At 64.8% G+C, this 23,757-nt stretch carries 24 protein-coding genes and 1 pseudogene; 16 read left to right on the top strand and 9 right to left on the bottom strand.

What is annotated here, in order from left to right:
- Position 1 precedes the first annotated feature (1 nt).
- Together phnL and ACT2BZ_RS11250 are read left to right on the top strand one after the other, a co-directional pair.
- A complete protein-coding gene (gene phnL, locus ACT2BZ_RS11255) occupies positions 2 to 709 on the top strand; it encodes a phosphonate C-P lyase system protein PhnL (protein WP_457941061.1) in 708 nt (235 codons plus the stop codon).
- Positions 706 to 1,320 (top strand): DapH/DapD/GlmU-related protein, encoded by a 615-nt coding sequence (locus tag ACT2BZ_RS11250; RefSeq protein WP_457941060.1) that lies wholly within the window; start codon positions 706 to 708, stop codon positions 1,318 to 1,320. Before phnL ends, ACT2BZ_RS11250 begins: the two co-directional genes overlap by 4 nt.
- A gap of 25 nt (positions 1,321 to 1,345) precedes the next feature.
- On the opposite strand, the pseudogene ACT2BZ_RS11245 reads toward ACT2BZ_RS11250, so the two are convergent.
- Positions 1,346 to 3,360 (bottom strand): annotated as a pseudogene (locus ACT2BZ_RS11245) (putative bifunctional diguanylate cyclase/phosphodiesterase).
- A 344-nt stretch (positions 3,361 to 3,704) separates the two neighbouring features.
- Between ACT2BZ_RS11245 and ACT2BZ_RS11240 the strand changes: the two are divergent.
- From ACT2BZ_RS11240 to yihA, 7 genes are all read left to right on the top strand, one after another.
- Positions 3,705 to 5,054, top strand: coding sequence for an HD-GYP domain-containing protein (locus ACT2BZ_RS11240; RefSeq protein WP_457941059.1), 1,350 nt, complete (start codon positions 3,705 to 3,707; stop codon positions 5,052 to 5,054).
- Between the two features lie 705 nt (positions 5,055 to 5,759).
- A complete protein-coding gene (gene phnC / locus ACT2BZ_RS11235) occupies positions 5,760 to 6,602 on the top strand; it encodes a phosphonate ABC transporter ATP-binding protein (RefSeq protein ID WP_457941058.1) in 843 nt (280 codons plus the stop codon).
- Between the two features lie 64 nt (positions 6,603 to 6,666).
- Positions 6,667 to 7,578, top strand: a complete 912-nt coding sequence (gene phnD, locus ACT2BZ_RS11230) for a phosphonate ABC transporter substrate-binding protein (protein ID WP_457941057.1) — start codon at positions 6,667 to 6,669, stop codon at positions 7,576 to 7,578.
- 69 nt (positions 7,579 to 7,647) lie between these two features.
- Positions 7,648 to 8,628 (top strand): phosphonate ABC transporter, permease protein PhnE, encoded by a 981-nt coding sequence (gene phnE / locus ACT2BZ_RS11225; RefSeq protein WP_457941056.1) that lies wholly within the window; start codon positions 7,648 to 7,650, stop codon positions 8,626 to 8,628.
- Between the two features lie 2 nt (positions 8,629 to 8,630).
- A complete protein-coding gene (phnE, locus tag ACT2BZ_RS11220; RefSeq protein WP_457941055.1) occupies positions 8,631 to 10,148 on the top strand; it encodes a phosphonate ABC transporter, permease protein PhnE in 1,518 nt (505 codons plus the stop codon).
- 114 nt (positions 10,149 to 10,262) lie between these two features.
- Positions 10,263 to 10,901 (top strand): CatB-related O-acetyltransferase, encoded by a 639-nt coding sequence (locus tag ACT2BZ_RS11215; RefSeq protein WP_457941054.1) that lies wholly within the window; start codon positions 10,263 to 10,265, stop codon positions 10,899 to 10,901.
- A complete protein-coding gene (gene yihA / locus ACT2BZ_RS11210; RefSeq protein ID WP_457941053.1) occupies positions 10,898 to 11,557 on the top strand; it encodes a ribosome biogenesis GTP-binding protein YihA/YsxC in 660 nt (219 codons plus the stop codon). Before ACT2BZ_RS11215 ends, yihA begins: the two co-directional genes overlap by 4 nt.
- Here yihA and msrB read toward each other — a convergent pair.
- From msrB to ACT2BZ_RS11190, 4 genes are all read right to left on the bottom strand, one after another.
- Positions 11,554 to 12,063 carry a peptide-methionine (R)-S-oxide reductase MsrB gene (msrB, locus tag ACT2BZ_RS11205; protein ID WP_457941052.1) on the bottom strand — a complete coding sequence of 170 codons (510 nt, stop codon included), beginning with the start codon at positions 12,061 to 12,063 and terminating at the stop codon, positions 11,554 to 11,556. The two genes, yihA and msrB, sit on opposite strands and share 4 nt — an antisense overlap.
- Before the next feature lie 197 nt (positions 12,064 to 12,260).
- Positions 12,261 to 12,818, bottom strand: coding sequence for a fasciclin domain-containing protein (locus tag ACT2BZ_RS11200; protein WP_457941051.1), 558 nt, complete (start codon positions 12,816 to 12,818; stop codon positions 12,261 to 12,263).
- Between the two features lie 142 nt (positions 12,819 to 12,960).
- On the bottom strand, positions 12,961 to 13,686 hold the full coding sequence (locus tag ACT2BZ_RS11195) for an anti-sigma factor (RefSeq protein WP_457941050.1): 726 nt from the start codon (positions 13,684 to 13,686) through the stop codon (positions 12,961 to 12,963).
- Positions 13,683 to 14,222 (bottom strand): sigma-70 family RNA polymerase sigma factor, encoded by a 540-nt coding sequence (locus tag ACT2BZ_RS11190; RefSeq protein WP_457941277.1) that lies wholly within the window; start codon positions 14,220 to 14,222, stop codon positions 13,683 to 13,685. The genes ACT2BZ_RS11195 and ACT2BZ_RS11190 overlap by 4 nt, the downstream gene beginning before the upstream one ends.
- A 140-nt stretch (positions 14,223 to 14,362) precedes the next feature.
- Between ACT2BZ_RS11190 and argB the strand changes: the two genes are divergently transcribed.
- The gene (gene argB / locus ACT2BZ_RS11185) at positions 14,363 to 15,265 is read left to right on the top strand and encodes an acetylglutamate kinase (protein WP_457941049.1); all 903 of its coding nucleotides are present in this window, start codon (positions 14,363 to 14,365) and stop codon (positions 15,263 to 15,265) included.
- A 6-nt stretch (positions 15,266 to 15,271) separates the two neighbouring features.
- Here argB and ACT2BZ_RS11180 read toward each other — a convergent pair whose 3' ends face one another.
- Entirely contained in the window at positions 15,272 to 16,177 is a 906-nt protein-coding gene (locus tag ACT2BZ_RS11180) for an EamA family transporter (protein ID WP_457941048.1), read from the bottom strand.
- Between the two features lie 166 nt (positions 16,178 to 16,343).
- The gene (locus ACT2BZ_RS11175; protein WP_457941047.1) at positions 16,344 to 17,105 is read right to left on the bottom strand and encodes a GGDEF domain-containing protein; all 762 of its coding nucleotides are present in this window, start codon (positions 17,103 to 17,105) and stop codon (positions 16,344 to 16,346) included.
- A gap of 156 nt (positions 17,106 to 17,261) precedes the next feature.
- On the opposite strand from ACT2BZ_RS11175, the gene ACT2BZ_RS11170 reads away from it, so the two are divergent.
- On the top strand, positions 17,262 to 17,969 hold the full coding sequence (locus ACT2BZ_RS11170) for a pyrimidine 5'-nucleotidase (protein ID WP_457941046.1): 708 nt from the start codon (positions 17,262 to 17,264) through the stop codon (positions 17,967 to 17,969).
- A 21-nt stretch (positions 17,970 to 17,990) separates the two neighbouring features.
- Here the strand turns inward: ACT2BZ_RS11170 and ACT2BZ_RS11165 are convergent, their stop codons facing one another.
- Positions 17,991 to 18,845 (bottom strand): LOG family protein, encoded by an 855-nt coding sequence (locus ACT2BZ_RS11165; protein WP_457941045.1) that lies wholly within the window; start codon positions 18,843 to 18,845, stop codon positions 17,991 to 17,993.
- Between the two features lie 139 nt (positions 18,846 to 18,984).
- Between ACT2BZ_RS11165 and dapD the strand changes: the two genes are divergently transcribed.
- The 5 genes from dapD (at position 18,985) to ACT2BZ_RS11140 (ending at position 23,000) form a co-directional block, all read left to right on the top strand.
- Positions 18,985 to 19,839 carry a 2,3,4,5-tetrahydropyridine-2,6-dicarboxylate N-succinyltransferase gene (gene dapD / locus ACT2BZ_RS11160; protein ID WP_457941044.1) on the top strand — a complete coding sequence of 285 codons (855 nt, stop codon included), beginning with the start codon at positions 18,985 to 18,987 and terminating at the stop codon, positions 19,837 to 19,839.
- Between the two features lie 189 nt (positions 19,840 to 20,028).
- Positions 20,029 to 20,409 (top strand): DUF805 domain-containing protein, encoded by a 381-nt coding sequence (locus ACT2BZ_RS11155; RefSeq protein ID WP_457941043.1) that lies wholly within the window; start codon positions 20,029 to 20,031, stop codon positions 20,407 to 20,409.
- Positions 20,410 to 20,440: 31 nt separating this feature from the next.
- Positions 20,441 to 21,166 carry a hypothetical protein gene (locus tag ACT2BZ_RS11150; RefSeq protein ID WP_457941276.1) on the top strand — a complete coding sequence of 242 codons (726 nt, stop codon included), beginning with the start codon at positions 20,441 to 20,443 and terminating at the stop codon, positions 21,164 to 21,166.
- 43 nt (positions 21,167 to 21,209) lie between these two features.
- A complete protein-coding gene (dapE, locus tag ACT2BZ_RS11145; RefSeq protein ID WP_457941042.1) occupies positions 21,210 to 22,397 on the top strand; it encodes a succinyl-diaminopimelate desuccinylase in 1,188 nt (395 codons plus the stop codon).
- 6 nt (positions 22,398 to 22,403) lie between these two features.
- Positions 22,404 to 23,000, top strand: a complete 597-nt coding sequence (locus tag ACT2BZ_RS11140; protein ID WP_457941041.1) for a transporter — start codon at positions 22,404 to 22,406, stop codon at positions 22,998 to 23,000.
- Here ACT2BZ_RS11140 and truA read toward each other — a convergent pair.
- Positions 22,997 to 23,752 (bottom strand): tRNA pseudouridine(38-40) synthase TruA, encoded by a 756-nt coding sequence (truA, locus tag ACT2BZ_RS11135; protein WP_457941040.1) that lies wholly within the window; start codon positions 23,750 to 23,752, stop codon positions 22,997 to 22,999. The genes ACT2BZ_RS11140 and truA overlap by 4 nt on opposite strands.
- Positions 23,753 to 23,757: the final 5 nt, after the last annotated feature.

The raw sequence follows: 23,757 nt of genomic DNA, 5'->3' as shown, positions 1-23,757 counted from the left end.
CATGGCAACGCCGATCGTCGTCTCCGAAGTCTCGAAAAGCTTCACCATGCACCTGCGCGACGGCATCCTCCTGCCGGTCGTCGCCAACGTCTCCTTCGCCGTCAAGGCAGGCGAGTGCGCCGTCCTCGGCGGGCCGTCCGGCGCCGGCAAGAGCTCGATCCTCAAAATGCTCTACGGCAACTATTCGGCCGACGCCGGCCAGATCATCGTCCGTCACGGTGACCAGCTGATCGACCTCGCCAGTGCCAGCCCGCGCACGGTGCTGGCGGTCCGGCGCGACACGATCGGCTATGTCAGCCAGTTCCTGCGCACCGTGCCGCGCGTCTCGTCCCTCGACGTGGTTGCCGAACCGCTGGTCACGCTCGGCACCGACAGGGAGAAGGCACGCGAGCGGGCACGCGACCTGCTGGCCAGCCTGAACCTGCCCGAGCGGCTGTGGAGCCTGCCGCCGGCGACCTTCTCGGGCGGCGAGCAGCAACGCGTCAACATCGCGCGCGGCTTCATCACGCCGCACCCGGTCCTGCTGCTCGACGAACCGACGGCTTCGCTCGACGCGAAGAACCGCGAGGTCGTGGTCGAGATGATCGCGCGCAAGAAGAGCGAGGGCGTCGCGCTGCTCGGCATCTTCCACGATGCAGACGTGCGCGAGGCGGTGGCCGACCGGGTCATCGACGTCACCGGTTTCGCGCCGGGAAAGGCTGCCGCATGAGCAAGCTGTCGGTATCGCCGCTGGTCGACGACAGCGCCGACGTCTCGGGCTCGACGCTCGGCCGCTACACCGAGATCGGCGCGCGCACGAACTTCATCGATTCCTCGCTCGGCGACTACTCCTACATCGTCCAGGATTGCGGAGTCTGGTGCGCGCAGATCGGCAAGTTTTCAAACATCGCCGCCGCCGTCCGGATCAACGCCACCAACCACCCGACCTGGCGCCCGACACTGCACCATTTCACCTACCGTGCGTCCGACTACTGGGACGACGCCGAGCATGAGGCCGAGTTCTTCGACTGGCGGCGCTCCAATGCAGTGAAGATCGGCCACGACACCTGGCTCGGCCACGGCTCGACCATCCTGCCCGGCGTCACGGTCGGCGACGGCGCGGTGGTCGGCGCAGGTGCGGTCGTGTCGAAGGACGTCGCGCCCTACACGATCGTCGGCGGCGTGCCCGCCAAGCCGATCCGCGAGCGCTTCGACCGCCGGACGGCGGAACGCTATCAGGCGCTCGCCTGGTGGGAGTGGGAGCATGCCGCGATTCGCGCCGCGCTCGACGATTTCCGCACGCTGGATGCCGAGGCCTTCCTCGAGAAGCACGGCGGCTAGGCGACCGCCTGTTCGGCGTCGGCCGCTAGGCGACGGCGGCGACAGTTACGGCATCGGATTCGACAGCGCCGCGCGGTTGCGGACGACCGAGAAAATAGCCCTGGGCCTCGTTGCAGCCCTCCGACTCCAGAAGTTCCAGCTGCTCCCTTGTCTCCACGCCCTCGGCCAGCACGCTGATGTCGAGGCTCTTTACCAAGGCGAGCACGGCGCGCACGATGGCACGCGCCTGCTGGCTATGCTCCAGTTCGGTCATGAAGGAACGGTCGAGCTTGATCCGGTCGAACGGGAAAGAGCGCAGCGTCTCAAGCGACGAATAGCCGGTTCCGAAGTCGTCGATCGCTATCGTGACCCCGAGCGCCCTGATCTGCCTCAGGGCGTGAAGCGAGCGGGCCTTGTCCTGAATGATCGAGGATTCCGTGATCTCGAGTTCAAGCCGGGAGGCCGGCAGGCCGGTGTCGAGAAGCACCTGGTGTACAAGCCTCGGCAGGTCGGCGTTGGCGAGTTGGACGGCGGAGATGTTCACCGCAATCTTGCCGCCGTCGGTCCAGCCTGCCGCCTCGCTGCAGGCTTCCCGCAGGACCCATTCGCCGATGACCAGGATCGTGCCCGTCTCCTCGGCAAGCGGGATGAACTCGGCAGGCGGGATGAAGCCTCGCTCGTGATGCTTCCAGCGCAGCAACACCTCGTGGCCCAAGACCTGCTTGCCGGAAACGCTGGCCTGGACCTGGTAGTGCAGTTCGAGCTGGTCGAGTTCGATGGCGCGCCGAAGGTCGAGGGACAGGTTGCGACGGGCGCGCGCCAGTTCGTCCATGTCAGCCTCTAGAAGCAGACAGCACGCGTCACGTCGCCCTTCGCCCGGTACATGGCCAGGTCGGCGTTGCCGATCAGGCGAGCGGCTGTGTCGCCGTCATTGGGAAAGACGGAAACGCCAATGCTCGCGCCGGGCACCACATCGAAGTCCTCGATGCGCATTGAGGCGAACAGCTCCCGTTCAAGCCGTGCCACGAAATCGAGCAGGTCGCGGTGGTCGGTGAAACGCTTCAGCGCCGAGAACTCGTCGCCGCCGATACGGGCCACGAACTCGCCGTCCCGGAGCATCGAGACAAGCCTGCCACCGATGATCTTCAACGCCTGATCACCTGCATCATGGCCACGCAGGTCGTTTATCTCCTTGAAGTTGTTGAGATCCATGCCGATGACGGCGACGTGCTTGCCGTCAAGCCTTGCCCGCCCGAGCTCGTGCTCGAGATAGTCGGCATAGCTGGTACGGTTGGGAAGGCCCGTCAGCGCGTCGTTCAGCGCCATCTGGCGCAGCGTCTCGACGTTCTTTTCAGCAGTGTCATTGTCGATCATGTAGCTGGCGACACCGGTGGCGACGATGAGCATCGCTACGCCGGCCACGGCGACCGCCATCGCCGCGACGGCAGCCGCATCGGCCAATGGGGCGCCGGTGACGAAGGGCGTCACCGAAACGGCGGTCATTCCGGTGAAATGCAGGCCGACCACTGCCGCCACGAACATCAGCAGGCCGAAGTAACGCCTCTGCTTGTGCAGGGCGACCAGCGACGCAGCACCGCACGCGGCAGAGATGACCACCGAGGCGAGGACATAGTAGCCGTCCCAATCCACGATGCCGTCGACATGGTAGGCGGTCATGCCGGCATAGTGCATTGCCGCGATCGACAGTCCGAGGAATGCTCCGGAGGCGCCGATCTTGGACATCGAGCCTTCAATACCCGTGCGGAAGGCCAGCAGGCTGCCGCCAATGACCAGGAGGAGCGAAGTCATCGTCAGCAGGGGGTCGAAGGTGACCGGCGCCTGGGCGTCGTAGGCAAGCATGGCGATGAAGTGCGTGCACCAGACCGATGCACCTGCCGCGATCGCTGCAAGGAAGAGCCATCCTGCGCGCTGCACCCCTTGCCGGGCGCGCGCGCGGCGCAGCAGTTCCAGTGCAACCCAGCCTCCGCCGACGCACACGACAGCGGCCAGGGCCACCAGCCAGAGATTGTGAAGCGTGAAAACGCACGTGATGACACGCATCCAGGAACCCTTCCTGTACCGGATCGGATCGCTCGCCCGAACTCTTCTGCAGATGACGTACGTGGGTCGTCGTTCGCGATCGCTCGCGACCGAAATCCTGACCACTCGCCCGCCAGGCAATTATGCGCGCACAGATTGAAATTCCTTTAAGGGCATAGCAAATCCTAAGTCGCTAGCGGCGGTGCGACCGAGGAACGGCGTCACACTCCGTTAACGCCGAACGCGCATTCATGAGGCCGGAATGATCCAAACGGCCGGCCACGCTCTATCTGTCGTCAGGATGCGACAACAACGGCAAGCCATGACACCAGACCGACGACAATGATGCCACGAGGGCTGCGTCAATGAGCACGGAAGTGCGCCTCGCCGAGATTCTCGGTGCGCTCAGCCGGGCGCTCGACCTGACCGAGGGTCAGCCGCCGGGGCATTGCGTCCGCTGCTGCTGGATCGGCGTCAGCATCGGACGCCAACTCGGCCTTGGCGAGGTGGAGCTCAAGGACCTCTACTACGCCCTGCTGCTCAAGGATCTCGGCTGCAGCAGCAATGCGGCGCGCATCTGCGACCTCTATCTGGCCGACGACCTGTCATTCAAGAGGGACTTCAAGCTGGTCGATGGCAGCCTTCCGCAGGTGCTGCGCTTCGTGCTCTCGCACACGGGCGCCAATACCGACCTTGCCCAGCGTTTCCGCAGCATCGTTGCCATCCTGCAGAATGGCGGCGAGATCGCCCGCAGCCTGATCGAGACCCGCTGCCAGCGCGGTGCCGAGATCGCGCAGCAGATGCGCTTTTCCGAGCCGGTGGCCAGGGCGATCCTCGACCTCGACGAACATTGGGACGGCGGCGGCAAGCCCGTTGGCCTCGCCGGCACGGACATCTCGCTCTTCGCGCGCATCGCGCTCCTGGCGCAGGTCGTCGACGTGTTCCATGCCAGCGCCGGCCGCCAGGCTGCCCTCGCAGAGGCGCGCCACCGCTCCGGCGGCTGGTTCGATCCGGCCATCGTCGCGGCGTTCGAGAGTGCTGCACAAGGCCAAGACTTCTGGGAGACGCTCGCCAGCGACGATCTCGAGGCGCAGGTGCTGGAGATGGAACCCGGCCGGCAGGCCCTGCTCGCCGATGAAGACTATCTCGACGACATTGCCGAGGCCTTCGCCCGGGTGATCGACGCGAAGAGCCCGTTCACCTCCGGCCACAGCGAAAGGGTTGCCGTCTTCACCGATCTGATCGCGGAGGAAATGGGCTACGACCACCAGCGCCGGCGCTGGTTGAAGCGCGCCGCACTCCTGCACGACATCGGCAAGCTCGGTGTCAGCAACAGCGTGCTCGACAAGCCCGGAAAGCTCGACGAAGCCGAATGGGCCGCCGTGCGGCGCCACGCGGAACTGTCGGAACAGATCCTGTCGCGGATCGCTGCCTTTGCGGATCTCTCCAAGGTTGCCGGCGCCCATCACGAAAGGCTCGACGGCAAGGGCTATCCACGCGGCCTGCGGGCCGAGGCGATCGACCTCGACACCCGCATCATCTCGACCGCCGACGTCTTCGACGCGCTGACGGCGGACCGGCCCTACCGCGCGGCGATGCCGGTTTCGAAGGCGCTCGCCATATTGCGGGAAGGAGCCGGCACATCGCACGACCCGCTCTGCGTCGAGATGCTGGAGCGGTCGCTGCGCCGGGCGGAACTGTCGAACGCTGCATAGGCGAAGCGGCGTCGCCAGCCGCCGGGCGCCGAACGTGGACAGGGATTTTCCCGCTGGCGAGTTCCAGGATTCAGCCTGCGCAGGTGCTCCGGCAACGCTGCTGAACCGGCCCGTCGTCATTTCTTAAATCCAATCAAAGTCTTACCATGCACGCGGCGGAACCATCCTCGCTTTCTCCCGACTGAGAGAGCCGCGAGCGACAGTTTTTGCGACCGCCATTTCATCCCCACCCGCAGAACTGCCCGCATACTCCTCCCCGCAGCTTGCCGGTGGGAACGGGTGGCCACGACCTCCATCCAGGCAAGTGTGGCGCCGGACTTGCCCGCGTGGTCGCGCGGGCCGGATCCGGCCCTGCTCCGTACCGAGCGCCCTTGGCATCCAGCTCATGGGATGCCCATGGGCCGGAACGGGCATGGGTAAGACGCCGGCGGCGCATGGCAGCGCGTCACATAAAAAATAAGATCGACGTCGCCGCCATGCGCCGCCTCCCGCAAACTTCACAGTGGCCAGATCGGAAACGAGGCGTGGCGAGGATGGAACACGCCTGCGCGCACGATCGGACTCGGCGAGCGGCGGCAGGCCATCCGCTGCCGGCCGCTGTGGACTGTCACAGAACTGCAATCCGGCCGACATGCCCCCTTCATATGGCTGGTTTAGGCGAATGGTCCAGACGCGGACAAAAGCCGCACTGAACCGGGGAAGCCAATGCTGCAGATACGCGACGTGACACGCCGCTTCGGAGGCAACACCGCCGTCGACAACGTGACGCTGGAGATCCCGCAGGGCCAGATGGTCGGCGTGATCGGCCGCTCGGGTGCCGGCAAGTCGACGCTGCTGCGCATGATCAACCGCCTGATAGACCCCAGCGAGGGATCCATCTTCTTCGACGGAACGGAAGTCTCGGCGCTGAAGGGTGCCGCGCTGCGCCACTGGCAGCGCGACTGCGCGATGATCTTCCAGCAGTTCAACCTCGTGCCGCGCCTCGACGTCCTGACCAACGTGCTGCTCGGCCGGCTCAACTACCGTTCGACGGCGGCCAATCTGCTCGGCATCTTCTCGCGGGAGGAACGGGCTCTGGCCATCGCCTCGCTCGAGCGCCTCGGCATCGCGCAGACCGCCCTGCAGGTGGCCGGAACCCTGTCGGGCGGACAGCAGCAGCGTGTGGCCATCGCCAGGGCGCTGATGCAGCAGCCGAAGGCGATGCTCGCCGACGAGCCGATCGCCTCGCTGGACCCCATGAACGCCAAGGTCGTCATGGACTCCCTGCGCGACATCAGCGCCCGCGACGGCATCACGGTGATCACCAACCTGCACACGCTCGATACCGCGCGCGCCTATTGCAGCCGCATCATCGGGATGGCGGCCGGCAAGGTGGTGTTCGATGGCGCGCCGGAGGATCTGACACGCGATGCCGTGCGGATGATCTACGGCGCCGACACCGACGGGTCGGAGATTTCCGAGGCGATCACATCGACCAGCATCGACGTGCCCAAGCCCAGGAAGCGCGAGACCGCGCCGGTTCTCGAACCGGCCTTCGCCGGCTACTGACCGTCCGGAGCCCTCCCTCACCCTACCAAACCCCGGCGCTGCCGGCTCAACAGGAGAGACCACCATGTTCAGGAACGCACTTTACTGCGCAGTCGCAATCAGCGCGCTGATGACCGGCGCGTCGCAGGCAGAAGACCTCAAGGTATTTCGCATCGGCATCCTCGGCGGCGAGAACGAATCCGACCGCCTGCGCAGCTTCCAGTGCATGGTTGACAAGCTGCCGGAAGTGCTCGGCGTCGAGAAGGTCTCGCTGTTCCCGGCGGCCGACTATGACGGCACCATCCAGGGCCTGCTCGGCGGCACGCTCGACTACGCCGAACTCGGCGCATCGGGCTATGCCAAGATCTACCTCGAGAACAAGGACGCCGTCGAACCGATCCTGACGACGGTCCAGACCGACGGCTCGACCGGCTACCATTCGGTCATGGTCGCCCGCAAGGATTCCGGCATGACCAAGCTGGAAGACATGAAGGGCAAGAAGCTCGGCTTTGCCGATCCCGACTCCACCTCGGGCTACCTCGTGCCCGTCACGTCGCTGCCGGCCGACCTCGGCGGCACGCCCGTCAAGGATTTCTTCGCAGAGACCGGCTTCGGCGGCGGCCACGAGAACCTGGTTCTTGAAGTGGTCAAGGGCAATTTCGATGCCGGCACGACCTGGGCCTCGGGCGTCGGCGACTTCAAGGACGGCTATACCTCGGGCAACCTGCGCAAGATGGTCGAGAAGGGCATCCTCGACATGGACGACCTCGTTCAGCTCTGGGAATCGCCGCTGATCCCGAACGGCCCGATTGTCGTGCGCTCGACCATGGACGCCGGCATCAAGGACAAGTTCAAGGCGTTCATGATCGACCTGCCGAAGTCCGACCCGGCCTGCTTCTCGGCCATCCAGGGCGGCGATTACACGAGCTATACCGAAGTCACCCCGGCCTTCTACCAGCCGATCATCGACGCCCGTAAGGCGCAGATCGGTTCGTAGGGACCTTCAACAACCGACGCGCCGCGGGGCACAGCCTCGCGGCGCGTTTTGCCATGGGCAGGGGACGCAATGAGCGCCAGCGAACACACGGCCACTTCCGCGACGCGCCTCTCGGAGGCGGGCCTCGGCATCGAGCGCCACTGGCAGGAGCTAGCCTCGCGCCGCCGCCTCTACACGCTGGGCGGCGTCCTCTTCATGGTGGTCGCGATGGGCGGCTCGCTGTGGTTCGCCAACGAGACCAATGCCGGCAAGTTCTGGGATCGCCTGCCGCACTTTTTCGACTTCATCAGCATGCTGGTGCCGCGCGACGGCTGGGAGGTCTGGCGCGCCCTGTTCGACCTGCCCTCGCCCTATGACGACGGCAGCCTGAAGTTCAACTATCCCGAAGGGCGCATCTACCTGACGGACGGGTTCTACGTCCCCGAATATTTCTACAAGATGGTCGAGACGCTGAACATCGCGCTCGTCGCCACGCTGATCGGCTTCGGCGCCGGTTTCGTGCTGTGCTTTCTCGCCGCGCGCAATCTCGTCGCCAACCGCTGGCTGCGCTTCTTCGTGCGGCGCTTCATGGAAGTGTTGCGCGCCTTTCCCGAAATCGTCATCGCCGGCTTCTTCCTGGCGATCTTCTCGCTCGGTGCCATCCCGGCCATCATCGCGGTGTCGATCCACACTATCGGCGCGCTCGGCAAGATGTACTTCGAGGTCGTCGAGAATGCTGACATGCGGCCCGAGGAAGGCCTGCGTGCTGCCGGCGCCAACTGGACCGAGCGGGTGTGGTTCGCCATCGTCCCGCAGGTGATGCCGAACTTCATTTCCTATCTCCTGCTGCGCTTCGAGATCAACGTTCGCGCCTCGACGATCATCGGCGCCGTCGGCGGCGGCGGCATCGGCGAAGTGCTGCGCCTGTCGATCTCGCGCGGCCACGAAGCCAAGACTCTGGCGATCGTATTGCTGCTCTTCCTGACCATCGTCGCGGTCGATCAGCTGTCGGCCTACCTGCGCAAGAAGCTGGTCGGCGACCAGGCTTTTGCCTTCGGTGGAAAGGTCTGAGCATGTCCCTGCTGTCCGTCGCCGAAGTCAACGATATCGCTTCCCGCCATCCGCACGTCTTCGCCGGCAGCGGCAGGCGCAGGCTGATGAACTGGGGCCTGGCCCTCGGCACGGTCGGCTACCTGATCTTCGCCTGGTGGTTCTTCTCCGTAGGCTCGGTGGTCGCCAACGGCCGCTGGGACATTGCCGGCACCTATCTCGCCGATTGGGTCAGCTACGAGGTGCGGCCGCGCGTCGAATATGAGGACGGCTATCTGGACATCGCCTTTTCGCGCGGCGACCCGCTGGGGGAGAACGCCAACCCGGACTGGCTGGTGCGCGAGCGCGCCATGGTCGAAAGCCGCGTTGATGCGCCCCAGACGGCGAGCGGCAACGGCGGCGGCACCAGCAGTTCGAGCGGCAGCTTTCTCGGCACCGTCGGCGGCGAGCCTGCGCCGACCGGCACCGACACGTCCGCCGCCACTGCCGACGAAGCAAGGACGGTTCTGCGCGAAGAGACGGTGCGCGCTGTGGCGACGATCAGCACAAGCAACACGATCGAGGTCGAGCCTGGCCTTGTGACCGTAACGCGCGGCAGCGAGACCCTCATTGCTGACATCGTGCGCGACCAGAGCGTCACTGCGCGCGGGCCGCTGCCCGCCTGGGCAAGGCAGCGCAACCCGGGCGACAAGATCGTCGTCAGCTTCGGCTTCGCCGGCAGGGCCGACATCGAGGACGACGAGGTCAAGATCAGCCACCGCTTCTGGGGCTGGGAAAACTTCCTGTTCGACACCCACTCGCCCTTCTGGGGCAAATCGGCCGGCGAAGTGTGGACGCTGGTCACCAGCGGCGAGCGCATCGACCCGGATCGGTCGAACCTGTCGCTGGCGTGGAACAACGTCCTCTACAACGCCGACTGGCAGCACCTCGACGTGTGGACCAAGCTGCTGCAGACCATCGTCATGGCCTTCGTGGGAACCGTTCTGGCCAGCCTCATCGCCTTTCCGCTGTCCTTCTTCGCTGCCCGCAACATCACCCAGAACCGGCTCGTCAACCAGTTCCTGAAGCGGTTCTTCGACTTCCAGCGGTCGGTCGACATGCTGATCTGGGCGCTGTTCTTCACCCGCGCCTTCGGTCCCGGTCCGCTGGCCGGCATGTCGGCAATCTTCTTCACCGACACCGGCACGCTCGGGAAACTCTATTCCGAGGTGCTGGAGAACATCGACGACAAGCAGCGCGAGGGCGTCAAATCCGTCGGCGCGGCGCCGACGTCGGTGCAGCGCTACGGCGTGCTGCCGCAGGTGCTGCCGGTCTTCCTCAGCCAGTCCCTCTACTTCTGGGAATCCAACACCCGTTCGGCGACGATCATCGGCGCGGTGGGCGCCGGCGGCATCGGCCTCAAGCTGTGGGAAGCGATGCGCACCAATTCCGACTGGGAAAACGTCGCCTACATGGTGCTGCTGATCCTGGCCGTGGTGTTCGTCTTCGACAATATCTCCAACGCGCTGCGCAAGCGCCTGACCGGCGGCACCCTGGCCTAGGCTTCCTCCCGGAGGGTTCCAGTCCGGAGCGGGAGCGGCACTCAAGAGTTCCACACCCGCCTCGCCTCGCGTTACAATCGCCCCGCCTAGCGAACCAGCCGGAGCGTACACGCCATGAACGGACCCAATCCCTCGATCAAGCACCCGGTTCCCCTGCACAGTCGGGTCGGCTTCCTGAAACCGCTGGTCACCGCCGAGAACATCGAGATCGGCGAGTTCACCTACTACGACGATCCTGACGGGCCGGACCTGTTCCAGGAACGCTGCGTGCTGCACCACTATCCCTTCATAGGCGACAAGCTGATCATCGGAAGATTCTGCGCCATCGCGGAAGGCGCGCGCTTCATCATGAACGGCGCCAACCACGCCATGTCGGGCTTCTCGACCTATCCATTCAACATCTTTGGCCATGGCTGGGAGGAAGGCTTCGACCCGGCGACCTGGCAGCGCGAGTTCCGCGGCGACACCGTGCTCGGCAACGACGTGTGGATCGGCATGGACGCGGTGATCCTGCCAGGCGTGACGATCGGCGACGGCGCCATCGTCGCCGCCAAATCGGTCGTGACGCACGACGTTGCGCCCTACGCGATCGTGGCGGGAAACGCCGCCAAGGTGGTCAGGATGCGCTTCGACCGTCGGACGGTCGCGCGCCTCCTGGAGGCGGCGTGGTGGGATTGGCCTGTTGACAAGATCACCCGCAACCTCAATGCCATACGCGGCGCCGACATCGATGCGCTGGAGGCAGCGGTTTGAACGAGTTTACGAGCGGGACGGTGGACGTCGGCATCTTTGCACGGCCATGGGCCTTCATCCGCGGCGTGCCGGCCATGAAGTTCCTGCCGCCGGAAGGGCCGCCGGAAATCGCCTTTGCCGGCCGCTCCAACGTCGGCAAGTCGTCGCTGATCAACGCGCTGGTCGGCCGCAGCGGGCTCGCGCGCACGTCGAACACGCCGGGCCGCACGCAGGAGCTCAACTACTTCGTGCCGGACGGCTATTCCGGGTCGGAGGGCGACCTGCCGCCGATGGCGCTGGTCGACATGCCCGGCTACGGCTATGCGACCGCGCCGAAGGAAAAGGTCGACGAGTGGACGAAGCTCGTATTCGACTACCTGAAGGGCCGGGTGACGCTGAAACGCGTCTACGTGCTGATCGACTCGCGCCACGGCATCAAGAAGAACGACGAGGAGGTGCTCGGCCTGCTCGACAAGGCAGCCGTGTCCTATCAGATCGTCCTGACCAAGACCGACAAGATCAAGGCTCCTGCGGTGCCCAAGCTGGTCACCGAGACTTTGGAGAAGATCCGAAAGCGCCCGGCGGCGTTTCCGGAGGTCATCGCCACGTCGTCGGAAAAGAACGAAGGCCTCGCCGATCTGCGCGAGGCCATCGTGCGCGTCGTGCTTGGCGGCTAGCCGGCCTGCACAGATGCCGGTTTGAAGGTCAGCGCCAGTCCGTTCAGGCAATGGCGCTTGCCGGTCGGCGGCGGTCCGTCATCGAAGATGTGGCCGAAATGGCCGCCGCAGCGGCGGCAGTGGACTTCGGTGCGCGTCGAGAAGAAGGAATTGTCTTCCTTGGTGCCGATGGCATCGGGAAGCGATTCCCAGAAGCTCGGCCAGCCGGTGCCCGAATCGTACTTAGCCTCGGACAAATAGGCCGGCAGGTCGCAGCCTGCGCAGTGGAAAATGCCGGCGCGCTTTTCATGGTTCAGCGGACTGGTGCCCGCGCGCTCGGTGCTTTCCTCCCGCAAGATGGCGTACTGCGCGTCGTCCAGGATCGCATGCCATTCGGCATCCGTCTTCGTGATCTCGAAGTTCTCGGCCCGTGCCGGCTGCGGGCGCCCGATGCGCCAGAGCACGGTCGTGCCAGCCAGTGCGGCAACAAGGGCGGCGCCCCCGGCAACAAGATTACGACGATTCATGGCAGACTCCTTTGGCTGGAATGTAGGGAGGGGTGCTCTCAAGTTGAAATCAACTGAGGTTGATCGCGCCCCTTGCAGCGACGCCCCGCACCTGTCCCGGAACAGCAAGAGGGACAGAAACGGGGCGTGCGCATGGTCGACCGCACGAGAGGGACGGAGTGGAAACCCCGTGCGGCCGCAAGCCTGAGACGGCCTGATTACATCTTGGGGAGCAGGACCGCGTCGATGACGTGGATGACGCCGTTCGACTGCTCGACATTGGCGATGGTCACGTTGGCGACATTGCCGTTCTCGTCTTCCAGCATGAGCTTGTCGCCCTCGTACTTGGCAGTCCATGTGCAACCGCCGACGGTCTTGACCGGATGCGCGCCCTTGTCGTCATCGACCATCTTCATGATAGCGTCGGACATCGCCTTGGCGCCGACCACGTGACAGGTCAGGATCTTGGTCAGCTGGTCCTTGTTCTCTGGCTTCAGCAACGTCTCGACGGTGCCTTCCGGCAGCGCGGCGAAGGCTTCGTTGGTCGGCGCGAAGACGGTGAAGGGGCCTTCGGCCGACAGCGTGTCCACCAGGCCGGCGGCCTTGACGGCGGCAACGAGCGTGGTGTGGTCCTTCGAGTTCACGGCGTTTTCGACAATGTTCTTGTCGGCATACATGGCAGCGCCGCCGACCATCGGGTTCTCGGCATAGGCCGCAGTGGCAAGGGCCGAAAGAGCAACAGCGCCGGCGAGGATCGTCGAAGTGAGTTTACGCATGGTGTGGTCTCCTTGTGTTGGCATTCCCTCTTGGAGGGGCACAGGGAGATACGAGGCGGTTTCGCGGGGAGTTTCAGCGGCGGCAAAAAAGATTCAGACTTCTTTCAGACACGCGCCGGGCCCGGACGGCTCGATATTCCGCTCAGATGGTCTTCAGGTCGCCAGCAGCGACCACCGGGCCTGTCGGCTGTCCGGTAGGCGACCCGCCGGCAGGCTCAAGGCTGATGGCAAAGACGGCACCGGATGCGATGTGGCGGCGCAGCGCGTCGTCGACCGCCAGGTGCACGCTGGCGCCGGCCGGAATCACACCCAGCGACAGCGGCGGCTGCTGGCCGTCGATCACCCAGAGTTCGAAGTCGCGCCCGTCCGTCCGCTCGCCGGTCACATGGGACAGCCCGACGTCGTGGGTGCGGGCGTCATAGACAACCATGTAGTGGACATCGCTGTCCTGCGGCGCCAGCGAGGCGACAAGCCTTGCTTCGGGAAGACTTACCGGCGGATTGAGCAGCGGCAAGGCAACGACGAGGGCAAGCGCTGCCAGTGCTGCGATCGCCAGCCCGCGCCAGAAGGCGAGGCTGGACAGCAGTCCGGATGACGCTGGCGCCACATCGGCCGCGCCGGCATTGGAGAACAGTCGGCGGTCGAGGGCGGCCTTGACGGAGGCCGGGGCCTCCACCTCCGCATAGCCGGTCGCCAGCGGCGAAAGATCGGCTTCCCAGCGCTCGACGAGCCTGGCGAAGGCCGGATCGGTCTCGACGCGACGCGCGGCGGCCGCCCGCTCCTCGGCAGGCAGGACGCCCAGAACGTACTCGGCGGCCACGACATCGTCGCCTCCGTGTTCCGGTCCGTTATCGTCCACCGCGCTCATCGTTCGAGACACTCTCTCAGTTTCATCAGGCTGCGACGCAGCCATGTCCGCATTGTATTCAACGGAACACCATGCCGTTCGGCAAGATCGGCGTAGCTTTCGCCCATGAGATAGGCGCCGCGCACCGCCGCTGCGCGATCCTGTTCCAGTTCATCCAGACAGCGGTCTATCTGCTCGCTCTCGCCGCCCGCCACCGCCATCGCCTCTGGTCCGGGCGCCGGGTCCGCCACGTCCGCAGCCGCATCGATGTCCGCGGCCGGCCTGCGCCGCGCCCTGATGCGGTCGATCGCATGATTGCGCGCTATCGCCACCAGCCACGAGATCGGGCTGAGCTCCGAGACGGCAAAGCGGTCGGCCTTCGTCCAGATCTTGACGAAAACCTCCTGCAGCGCCTCCTCGGCCTCTGCCCGGTCATTCAAGACACGCAGGCAGACGCCGAAAAGTTTCGCGTTCGTTTGCCGGTAAAGCAGATCGAAAGCCGCCCGATCCTTGATCGAGACCCTGACGATCAGCTTGGTGATGTCCTGCGGAGTCATTTCGGACAAACTAGGGTTTTGCATCCAGTTTGCAACGGGCGCCAGACGCAGACACCTGCCGATCTCCGGGAGGATGAAGCATTTGCCCGGCGCGCCGTTTCCGGCTAAGACGCCGCCGACCTTTCCAGCAATTCGGGAACATGCCGATGACGACGGACAAAGCCGCCACCGCAGCGGAACAGGCGCGCCTGCTATCGGCCGCCCTGCCCTACATGCAGCAATACGAAAACAAGACCGTCGTGGTGAAATACGGCGGCCACGCCATGGGCGACGCTGCGCTCGGGCAGGCCTTCGCCCGCGACATCGCGCTCCTGAAGCAGTCCGGCGTGAACCCGATCGTCGTCCACGGTGGCGGGCCGCAGATCGGCGCGATGCTGTCGAAGATGGGCATCGAGTCCAAGTTCGAGGGTGGACTGCGCGTCACCGACCAGAAGACCGTCGAGATCGTCGAGATGGTGCTGGCCGGGTCGATCAACAAGGAAATTGTGGCACTCATCAATGCCGAGGGCGAGTGGGCGATCGGCCTGTGCGGCAAGGACGGCAACATGGTGTTCGCCGAAAAGGCCAAGAAGACCTTCACCGACCCGGATTCCAACATCGAGCGGGTGCTCGATCTCGGTTTCGTCGGCGAACCGGTCGAGGTCGACCGGACACTGCTGGACCTGCTTGCGCGCTCCGAGATGATCCCGGTGCTGGCGCCAGTCGCGCCGGGCCGCGACGGCCATACCTACAACATCAACGCCGACACCTTCGCCGGCGCGATTGCCGGGGCGCTTGGCGCCTCGCGCCTGCTGTTCCTGACCGACGTGCCCGGCGTGCTCGACAAGGACAAGAAGCTGATCGACGAGCTGACCGTCGCCGAGGCCAGGGCGCTGATCAAGAACGGAACGATTTCGGGCGGCATGATCCCGAAGGTGGAGACCTGCATCGAGGCGATCGAGCGCGGTGTGGAGGGCGTCGTCATCCTCAACGGCAAGACGCCGCACGCGGTGCTGCTCGAGCTTTTCACCGAGCACGGCGCCGGCACGCTGATCGTGCCATAGGGCGCCTCAGCCGACCGCCAGAAGCACCAGGATTCCGCCGACGATCAGGATGCAACCGGCGACTTCAAGCCTGTTGATCCGCTCCTTGAAGAAGAAGACCGTCGCGGCAAAGGTGAACAGCATCTCGATCTGGGCCAGCGACTTGACGACTGCCGCCTGCTGCAGCGTCATCGCCGTGAACCAGCCGAAGGAGGCAGAGGCGCCGACCAGGCCGGTGAAGAGCGACGGCTTCCACGCCTTTGCGATCCGGCCGATCTCGTCGCGATCCTTCCACAGCATCCAGCCAAGCATCAGCAGCGTCTGGAAGGTGATCACGAAGGCCAGCGTTACGCCGCCCTGCATCAGGAAATTCGGACCGCCGAGCGCCAGCGACGCGGCGCGGTATGAGACCGCCGATACGCCGAATGCCGTTCCGGAGGCCAGGCCGATCAGGGCGTTGCGGCTGACGGTCGACGACAGCATCGTGCGGAAGCTGACGGCAACATGCGCTACCGAGATCAGCATCACGCCGAAGACGCTGATGGCGATCGCGACAAGCGCGCCGAGACTCGCTCGCTCGCCGAGGAAAACAAGACCGAACAGCGCCGCCTGGGCCGGCTCGGTGCGCGAATAGGCGGTGCCCACGGCAAAGTTGCGGAACGAGAAGAGGTGGATGAGCAGGAAGGTCGCGCCGATCTGGCCGAGCGCGCCAACAAGGGCCCAGCCGAAGAAGGTAGAATTCACGGCCGGCAGCGGATAGCCCAGCCCGTAGTGCAAAATGGCGACGAAGAGCAGCGCGAAGGGAAAGCCGAAGCCGAAGCGTACGAAGGTTGCGCCCGTCGTCCCCATGACGGACTTAAGGTGCTTCTGTGTCGCCGAGCGCAGGTTCTGCAAGAACGCGGCGGCGATGGTGATCGGTATCCAGAGTTCCATGCGATGCTTTCGGCAGGGACGCGCGCTCTTAGCATGCAGCGGCAGCTACGGCGACCATGCCAGGCAAGCATAAAGAGGGGACCATGCGCGCGTATAGTCCGGACGTATCCGCAGGAGAGACCTGACCGAACCGGTCGCGTTCAGATCGTCGGAGCCGGTCGCTTACTCAGGCTGCCGCAGATATGTCGGGTTTGAAGATGGCGAGGTTGCGCCCGCTGTTCTTGGCCTCGTAGAGCCGGCGGTCGGCTGCGCGCATCAGGTCGGAGATGGTTGCGCCCTTCGGGCACGAGGTGCCGCCGATGCTGACCGTCAGCGGGATGGTGCGTTCATCGACCGGCTGGAAGCGGATCAGTTCTACCTCGTGGCGGATGCGCTCGGCAACGCGGGTTGCCTCCTGATCGCTGGCGCCGACGAGGAAGGCGCCAAACTCCTCGCCGCCGATCCGGCCGAGGACATCGCCGGTGCGGATGGCACGCGTTATCGCGGCTGCGATCTCGACCAGCGCGGCATCGCCGGTAAGATGGCCGAACCCGTCGTTGATCTTCTTGAAGTGGTCGGCATCAATGATGAGCAGCGCGCCGCGCTCGGAGCGTGGGCGGGTCCGGTCGAGCGCAAGGAAGAAGCTCTCGCGGTTCAGCATGCCGGTCATGTTGTCGCGGCTTGCCTTGTCCTCGAGCCGCTTGTGGGCTGCAGCGAGCTGGGCATGGGTGCGTGCGAGTTCCTGGTGCGCATTCCTAAGGTTCTCGGCCTGCAGGAAAGCGAAGGCGCTGGCCGGCCAGGCGACGAGCATGGGGCAGATGGTCAGGATGAGCCAGGCGTTTCCGTCGACAACGCCGCCGAGAGTCGGCACGACCGTGTAGGCGAGCAGCAGCGATGCCACAAGCGACGCGAACGCCACCAATGCAGACTTCGCAAATATCCTACCCATGCACCGCTCCTCGTGTGAGGTTAAATCGCACGTGCCTCTGAAGGACCCCTTTCCAGAAGGGTTAAAGTTTTACGTGACGGCGTCTTTGTTGTTGTTTTGGAAAGAATCTCCGGCGAGTGAAGGCGCAGGAACGCCAAACCGTGCCATAGTGAAACGATGACCGAACTGCCCGATCCGATTCTGTTTGCCGATGTCGAAGACTGGATCTTCGATCTCGACAACACGCTCTATCCCCATCACACGAATCTGTTCTCGCAGATCGACGTCAGGATGACGGCCTATGTGTCCGAACTGCTGCGCGTCCCGCGCGACGAGGCACGCAAGGTGCAGAAGCAGCTCTACCTCGAATACGGAACCACGCTGCGCGGCCTGATGCTGCGGCACAGCATCGATCCCGATGACTTCCTCGAGAAAGTGCACGACATCGACTATTCGTGGCTGGTTCCCGATCCGGTTCTGGGTGCAGCCATTCGGCAGTTGCCGGGGCGCAAGTTCATCTTCACCAACGGCAACCGCAAGCATGCCGAACGCACGGCGCAACAGCTCGGCATCCTCGACCATTTCGACGACATCTTCGACATTGTCTCCGCCGAGCTGCTGCCCAAGCCGGAGAGGCGCACCTATGAACGCTTCACCGAAACACACGGCATCACGGCCAAAAGCGCGGTCATGTTCGAGGACCTCGCCCGCAATCTGACAGTGCCCAAGGCGATCGGCATGAAGACGGTGCTGATCGTACCGAACAACTTCGAGCCGACCTTCTCGGAGATCTGGGAACGCGACGAGGCATATGAGGATGATGTCGACTTCGTCACCGACGACCTGTCGAGCTTTCTCGGCGCCATCGTGAAGGCGCCAGCCTGAAGCGCTGCCCGGTCTGAACGGTCAAACGGCAGGCTCGCCCAATCCGTAAAAGCGGCTGATGATCGTCCAGGCCTCGTCAGCCGAATCGACCAGGTCGATAAGATCCTGGTCGCCCGGCGAGATGGTGCCCTGCTCGGCCAGGAAATCGAGGTCGATCGCCCGTTTCCAGAACTCCTTGCCGAACAGGATGACCGGCACGCGCTCCATGCGACCGGTCTGGATCAGCGTCAGCGTCTCGAAGAACTCGTCCATTGTCCCGAAGCCACCCGGAAACACGGCCACGGCCTTGGCGCGCATGACGAAGTGCATCTTGCGGATGGCGAAGTAGTGGAAATTGAAGCATAATTCCGGCGTGACGTAGGGATTGGGCGCCTGTTCGTGCGGTAGCACGATGTTCAGCCCGATCGAGGGCGCACCGACATCGTCGGCACCGCGGTTGCCGGCTTCCATGACGCCCGGCCCGCCGCCTGTCACCACCACGAACTCACGGTAGTAGGAGGTTGCCGAGTGCTCCGAGCACAGTCGTGCGAACAGGCGCGCCTCCTCGTAGTAGCGGCTGTTGGCCAGAAGGTTCTTCTTCTGCGTCTCGTTCTTGGCCGCCCAGGCGTCGCCGCCGGGCTCCGGCAGCCGCGCACCGCCGAACAGCACGACCGTCGAGCGGATGCCGCGCTCGGCAAGGATCATCTCGGGCTTCAGAAGTTCAAGCTGCAGGCGCACGGCGCGCAGTTCGCGGCGCGTCATGAAGTCCGGATCGTTCCATGCCAGCCTATAGGTCGGCGCCACGGTCTGCGGGGTTTCCGGGACACTTCTGGCACGCTCCAGATCCTCGTCGGAATGCGGCAGCGGTGTCCATCCCGTCTGTTCGTTGGAATTCATGTCTTTCCCCGTCCTGCTCGCCACGCCGTCCCCCGGCGCAGGCGCGATTGACCCCCAGAATGGCTTGACATAGGGTCCGCGCGATTTCGCGCCAGCTTAGCTGCCGCAGCCTTAACAGCCTGTGTAACGGAGCTTATTCATGTCCAAGCCGGACCTCGCCAGCCTCGAATCGGTCATCGAAAATGCGTTCGAGGGGCGCGACGCCATCTCCACGGCGACCCGCGGCGAAGTGCGCGATGCCGTCAGCACGGCGCTCGACCTGCTCGACAAGGGCCAGGCGCGGGTGGCCGAGCGCCTCGACGACGGCAGCTGGAAGGTCAACCAGTGGCTCAAGAAGGCAGTCCTGCTGTCGTTCCGGCTGAACCCGATGGAGGTCATCGAGGGAGGCCCGGGCGGTTCTGTCTGGTGGGACAAGGTGCCGTCAAAGTTCGAGGGCTGGGGTGCCGCCGAGTTCGAGAAGGCCGGCATGCGCGCGGTGCCCTCGGCAATCGTCCGGCGCTCGGCCTATGTGGCGCCCGGCGTCGTCTTGATGCCCTCCTTCGTCAATCTCGGCGCCTATGTCGACAGCGGCACGATGGTAGACACCTGGGCGTCTGTCGGCTCCTGCGCGCAGATCGGCAAGAACGTGCACCTGTCGGGCGGCGTCGGCATCGGCGGCGTTCTGGAGCCGATGCAGGCCGGACCGACGATCATTGAGGACAATTGCTTCATCGGCGCCCGCTCGGAAGTCGTCGAGGGCTGCATCGTGCGCGAAGGCTCGGTGCTCGGCATGGGCGTCTTCATCGGCAAGTCCACCAAGATCGTCGACCGCGCCACCGGCGAGATCAGCTATGGCGAGGTTCCCGCCAATTCCGTCGTGGTGGCCGGCTCGCTGCCGGGCAAGCCCTTCCCGAACGGCCAGCCGGGGCCGTCGCTCTACTGCGCCGTCATCGTCAAGCGCGTCGATGCACAGACCCGCACCAAGACCTCGATAAACGAACTGTTGAGAGATTGATCTTTCCGGCGAACGGTTCCACCTTCGCACCGCGCGTCCTCGCCTCCGCGGACGCCGCGACAGGGGGTGAAATGGACTGGAAGTATCCTTTCCCGAGCCACGCGGGCCGCTTCAACCGGGCAAAGGTCCCGGCGGGCACCGTGGTGATCTTCCTCGCCAACGGCGCCAACAGATACGGACCAGATTCCCTTGCCCGATAAAGACCAGCTTTTCTGGCTATTCTTCAAGTTCTCGGGCCGTGTCAGCCGCGCGGCCTATTTCCTCGCGGGGCTGCTGCTCGCCATCGTCCAGGCGTTCCTGCTCTACCGGTTCACGCTTGTGCCGGAAGACAGCACGGCCGGACAGGTCTGGGCACTGGCCTTCTGGGCTGTCGTGCTGGTGTCGGTCTGGGCCAGCGTCGCGCTCGGCGTCAAGCGGCTGCACGATATCGGCCGGCACGGCATCATGGCCGCCGCACTGTTCATCCCGATGCTATCGATCCTCGCCTTCGTGGCGCTTTGTCTGATTCCCGGCCAGCCCGGCCCCAACCGCTACGGCGACCGGCCGAACAGTCCTGCAAGGACCGTCTGAGGTGATCGGGGCGGAAGCCGGCAGGGACGGCATGCGCTACCGACGGCTCGATCCCGAACAGATCATCGGCACCGCGGCGAAGCTCGAGCAGCGTGTCGGCGAACGGTTTCCGGAAGCGGGCCTGCGCAACGTGGCGAGTGAACTCGTCCTCCTGTCGAGCGACCTTGCGCGTTCGGCCGAGGCGCTGCAGGCGCCGATCTGGTGGGTGCGCATCCTGATCGGGGTCGCAGTCGCGGCGGGTGCCGCCGTCTTTCTCTTCGTCGGAACGATCCTGTCCTTCGACCGCATCGAGACCGGCGCCTTCGACTTCGTGCAGGGCATCGAGGCCTCGCTCAACACGCTGCTCCTGGCGGCGCTCGGCTTCCTGGCGCTGGCACGCAGCGAGGAGCGCATCAAACGCAAGCGCGTCTTCGTGCAGTTGCACACGCTACGCTCGATGATCCATGTCGTCGACATGCACCAGATGACCAAGGACCCGGCAGCGCTCTCCGACAGCTTCAAGCCGATGCCGAACTCGCCGGTGCGGATCACCAACAGTCAGGACCTCGCACGCTATCTCGACTATTGCTCGGAAATGCTGTCGCTTACAGGCAAGCTCGCCGCACTCTTCGCGCAATCGGTCAACGACGAGGTCGTCATCGAGGCGGTCAACGACATCGAGGACCTCGGCTCGAACCTGTCACGCAAGATCTGGCAGAAGATCACCATGATCGAGGACATCGCCGCGCGGGCAGGCCCGCCTGTGCCGCTCGGCTGACGCACGTGATGACACCGCCGGTGCTTTGCATTAATCCGAACCCATGACCCTTCCCGTTGATCCCGTCGAAAACCTCGCAACCCTGATCCGCTGCCCTTCCGTGACGCCGGAGGATGCCGGCGCGCTGGAGGTGCTGGGGTCGATGCTCGCGCAGATCGGGTTCACCGTAGAACGTCCGGTATTCTCGGAGCAGGGAACACCCGACATCCAGAACCTCTACGCGCGCCGCTCTGGCAACGGGCCACATCTGATGTTTGCCGGCCATACCGATGTGGTGCCGGTCGGCGACGAGGCCGCCTGGACGCATCCGCCCTTCTCAGCCGACATCCATGAAGGCGAGATGTTCGGTCGCGGCGCCGTCGACATGAAGGGGGGCATTGCCTGTTTCGTTGCCGCAATCGCCCGCCACGTAGAAGCCGGTGTCACGATCCCCGGTTCGATATCTCTCCTGATTACAGGCGACGAGGAAGGCCCGGCGATCAACGGCACCACCAAGCTGCTCGACTGGGCCACGGCGAAGGGCGAGAGCTGGGATGCCGCAATCGTCGGCGAACCGACCAATCCGGACGCACTGGGCGACATGATCAAGATCGGCCGGCGCGGTTCGCTCTCCGGCATCGTGACCGTGCATGGGCGCCAGGGACACGTTGCCTACCCGCACCTTGCCGACAACCCGGTGCGCGGCATGATGGCGATCGTTGAGGCGCTGCTTGAGCCTGCCTTCGATGCCGGCACCGAGAATTTCCAGCCGACCAACCTCGAAATCACTTCCGTCGATGTTGGAAATGCGGCCACCAACGTCATTCCCGCGAAGGCCTCCGCGGCGTTCAACGTGCGTTTCAACGACACCTGGACGCCAGAGACTTTGCGGGCCGAGATCGAAGCGCGGATCGAGAAGGCGAGCCGCTCGACGAGGTTCCGGGCCGGCAAGGCCGAGCCCTCGAATTTCGAGCTGTCCTGGCGTGACCGCCCCAGCGAGGTCTTCATCACCAGGGACGAGAAGCTGATCGAGACGCTCAGCGGCTCCATCGAGGCGGTCACTGGCCGCAAGCCTGCGCTGTCGACCTCGGGCGGCACCTCGGATGCACGCTTCATCAAGGATTTCTGCCCGGTGGTCGAGTTCGGCCTGGTCGGCAAGACGATGCACATGGTGGACGAGCGTGTTCCGGTGGCCCAGCTCGAGGCCCTGACGCAGATCTACCGCCGCTTCCTCGAGGACTGGTTCGGGTAACGCGGCATGCCTTCGTTTGAACAGGTACAGCAATATCTTACCGGCGCGGCGCGGCTGATGCTGGGCAAAGCTGACGGCCTGCGAATGCTCGATTTTTCGGCCGACGGATTCTGGAATTCCTTCTTTGCAATGGTCGTAGCGCTGCCCGCGCTGATGATCGGCTGGGTCGGTCTTGCCAACGACCTCGAGCAGATGCCGGACGCCATCGGCAGCCGCTTCACCATCCTGCTCAGGATAGCGGCGATCGACTTCGCGTCATGGACGGGGCCGCTCGTCCTGCTTGCGCTCGTCATCACCAGGACTCCCATCGCAGACCGCTTCGCCCGGATCGTCGTCGCCGGCAACTGGGGATCGGCAGTGATCGTCTGGTTCATGCTGCCGGCGCCCTTGCTCCGGCTGGTCTATCCCGCCGCCGAGAGCGCAGCCTCGCTGCTGTCGCTGGTGCTGTTCGCCGTTTCGCTCCTCCTGACATGGCGCCTCACCAACCTCGCAGTAGGCAAGGGCCCCGCCATCGCAACGGCCGTCTTTGTCGGGATGTTCGTCTCGTCGATCGCGATCCTGATCTTGCTGCAGTCCGCGCTGGGCCTGGCGTCGGCGGCTTAGATCTCCGGCGGATAGTCGACGCGCATCAGGTAGAGCCCGTCCGGCGGCGCAACGGCTCCGCAGGCCGATCGATCCTTCGCCTCGAGTGCGGCCTGCACGTCTCCGGCCGTCCAGGCACCCTCGCCGACCCGCTTCAACGTGCCGACCATCGACCGCACCTGGTTGTGCAGGAAGGATCGCGCCGAAGCCCGGACCTCGATCAGGTCTCCCGCCTGTGTGACGTCGAGACGGTCGAGCGTCCTAAGCGGGCTCTTGGCCTGGCACTGGACCGACCGGAAGGTGGTGAAGTCGTGCCGGCCGACAAGCATCTGCGCCGCCTCGTGCATGGCCTCGGCCGAGAGCATGGCCGGAACCCACCAGACGCGGTTCTTCTCCAGCGCCGGCGAAGCCCGACGGTTGAGGATGCGGTAGAGATAGTGCCGCGCCGTCGCAGAGAAGCGGGCGTCGAAGCTGTCCGGAACCGCACCAGCCGCAAGAATGCTCACCGATTCCCGCGCCATTCGCAGATGCGCGTTGATGGCGTCGCGCACCGTGTCGTCTGGCCACTCCCTGACGAGGTCGAGATGCGCCACCTGGCCCGTCGCGTGGACGCCGGCATCCGTCCTGCCGGCGCCGCGAAGCGAAATCTCTTCGCCGCAAAAGCCCAAGACTGCCTGCTCTATGGCTTGCTGCACCGACGGCTGGCCGGCCTGCCTCTGCCACCCTGAATAGGGCGTGCCGTCATATTCGACGTCGAGGCGGTAGCGCGGCATCCAGT

Source organism: Mesorhizobium sp. 10J20-29 (assembly GCF_054130485.1).
The sequence above is the reverse complement of the archived record's forward strand: the minus strand, read 5'-3'. Positions and strand labels throughout refer to the sequence as shown.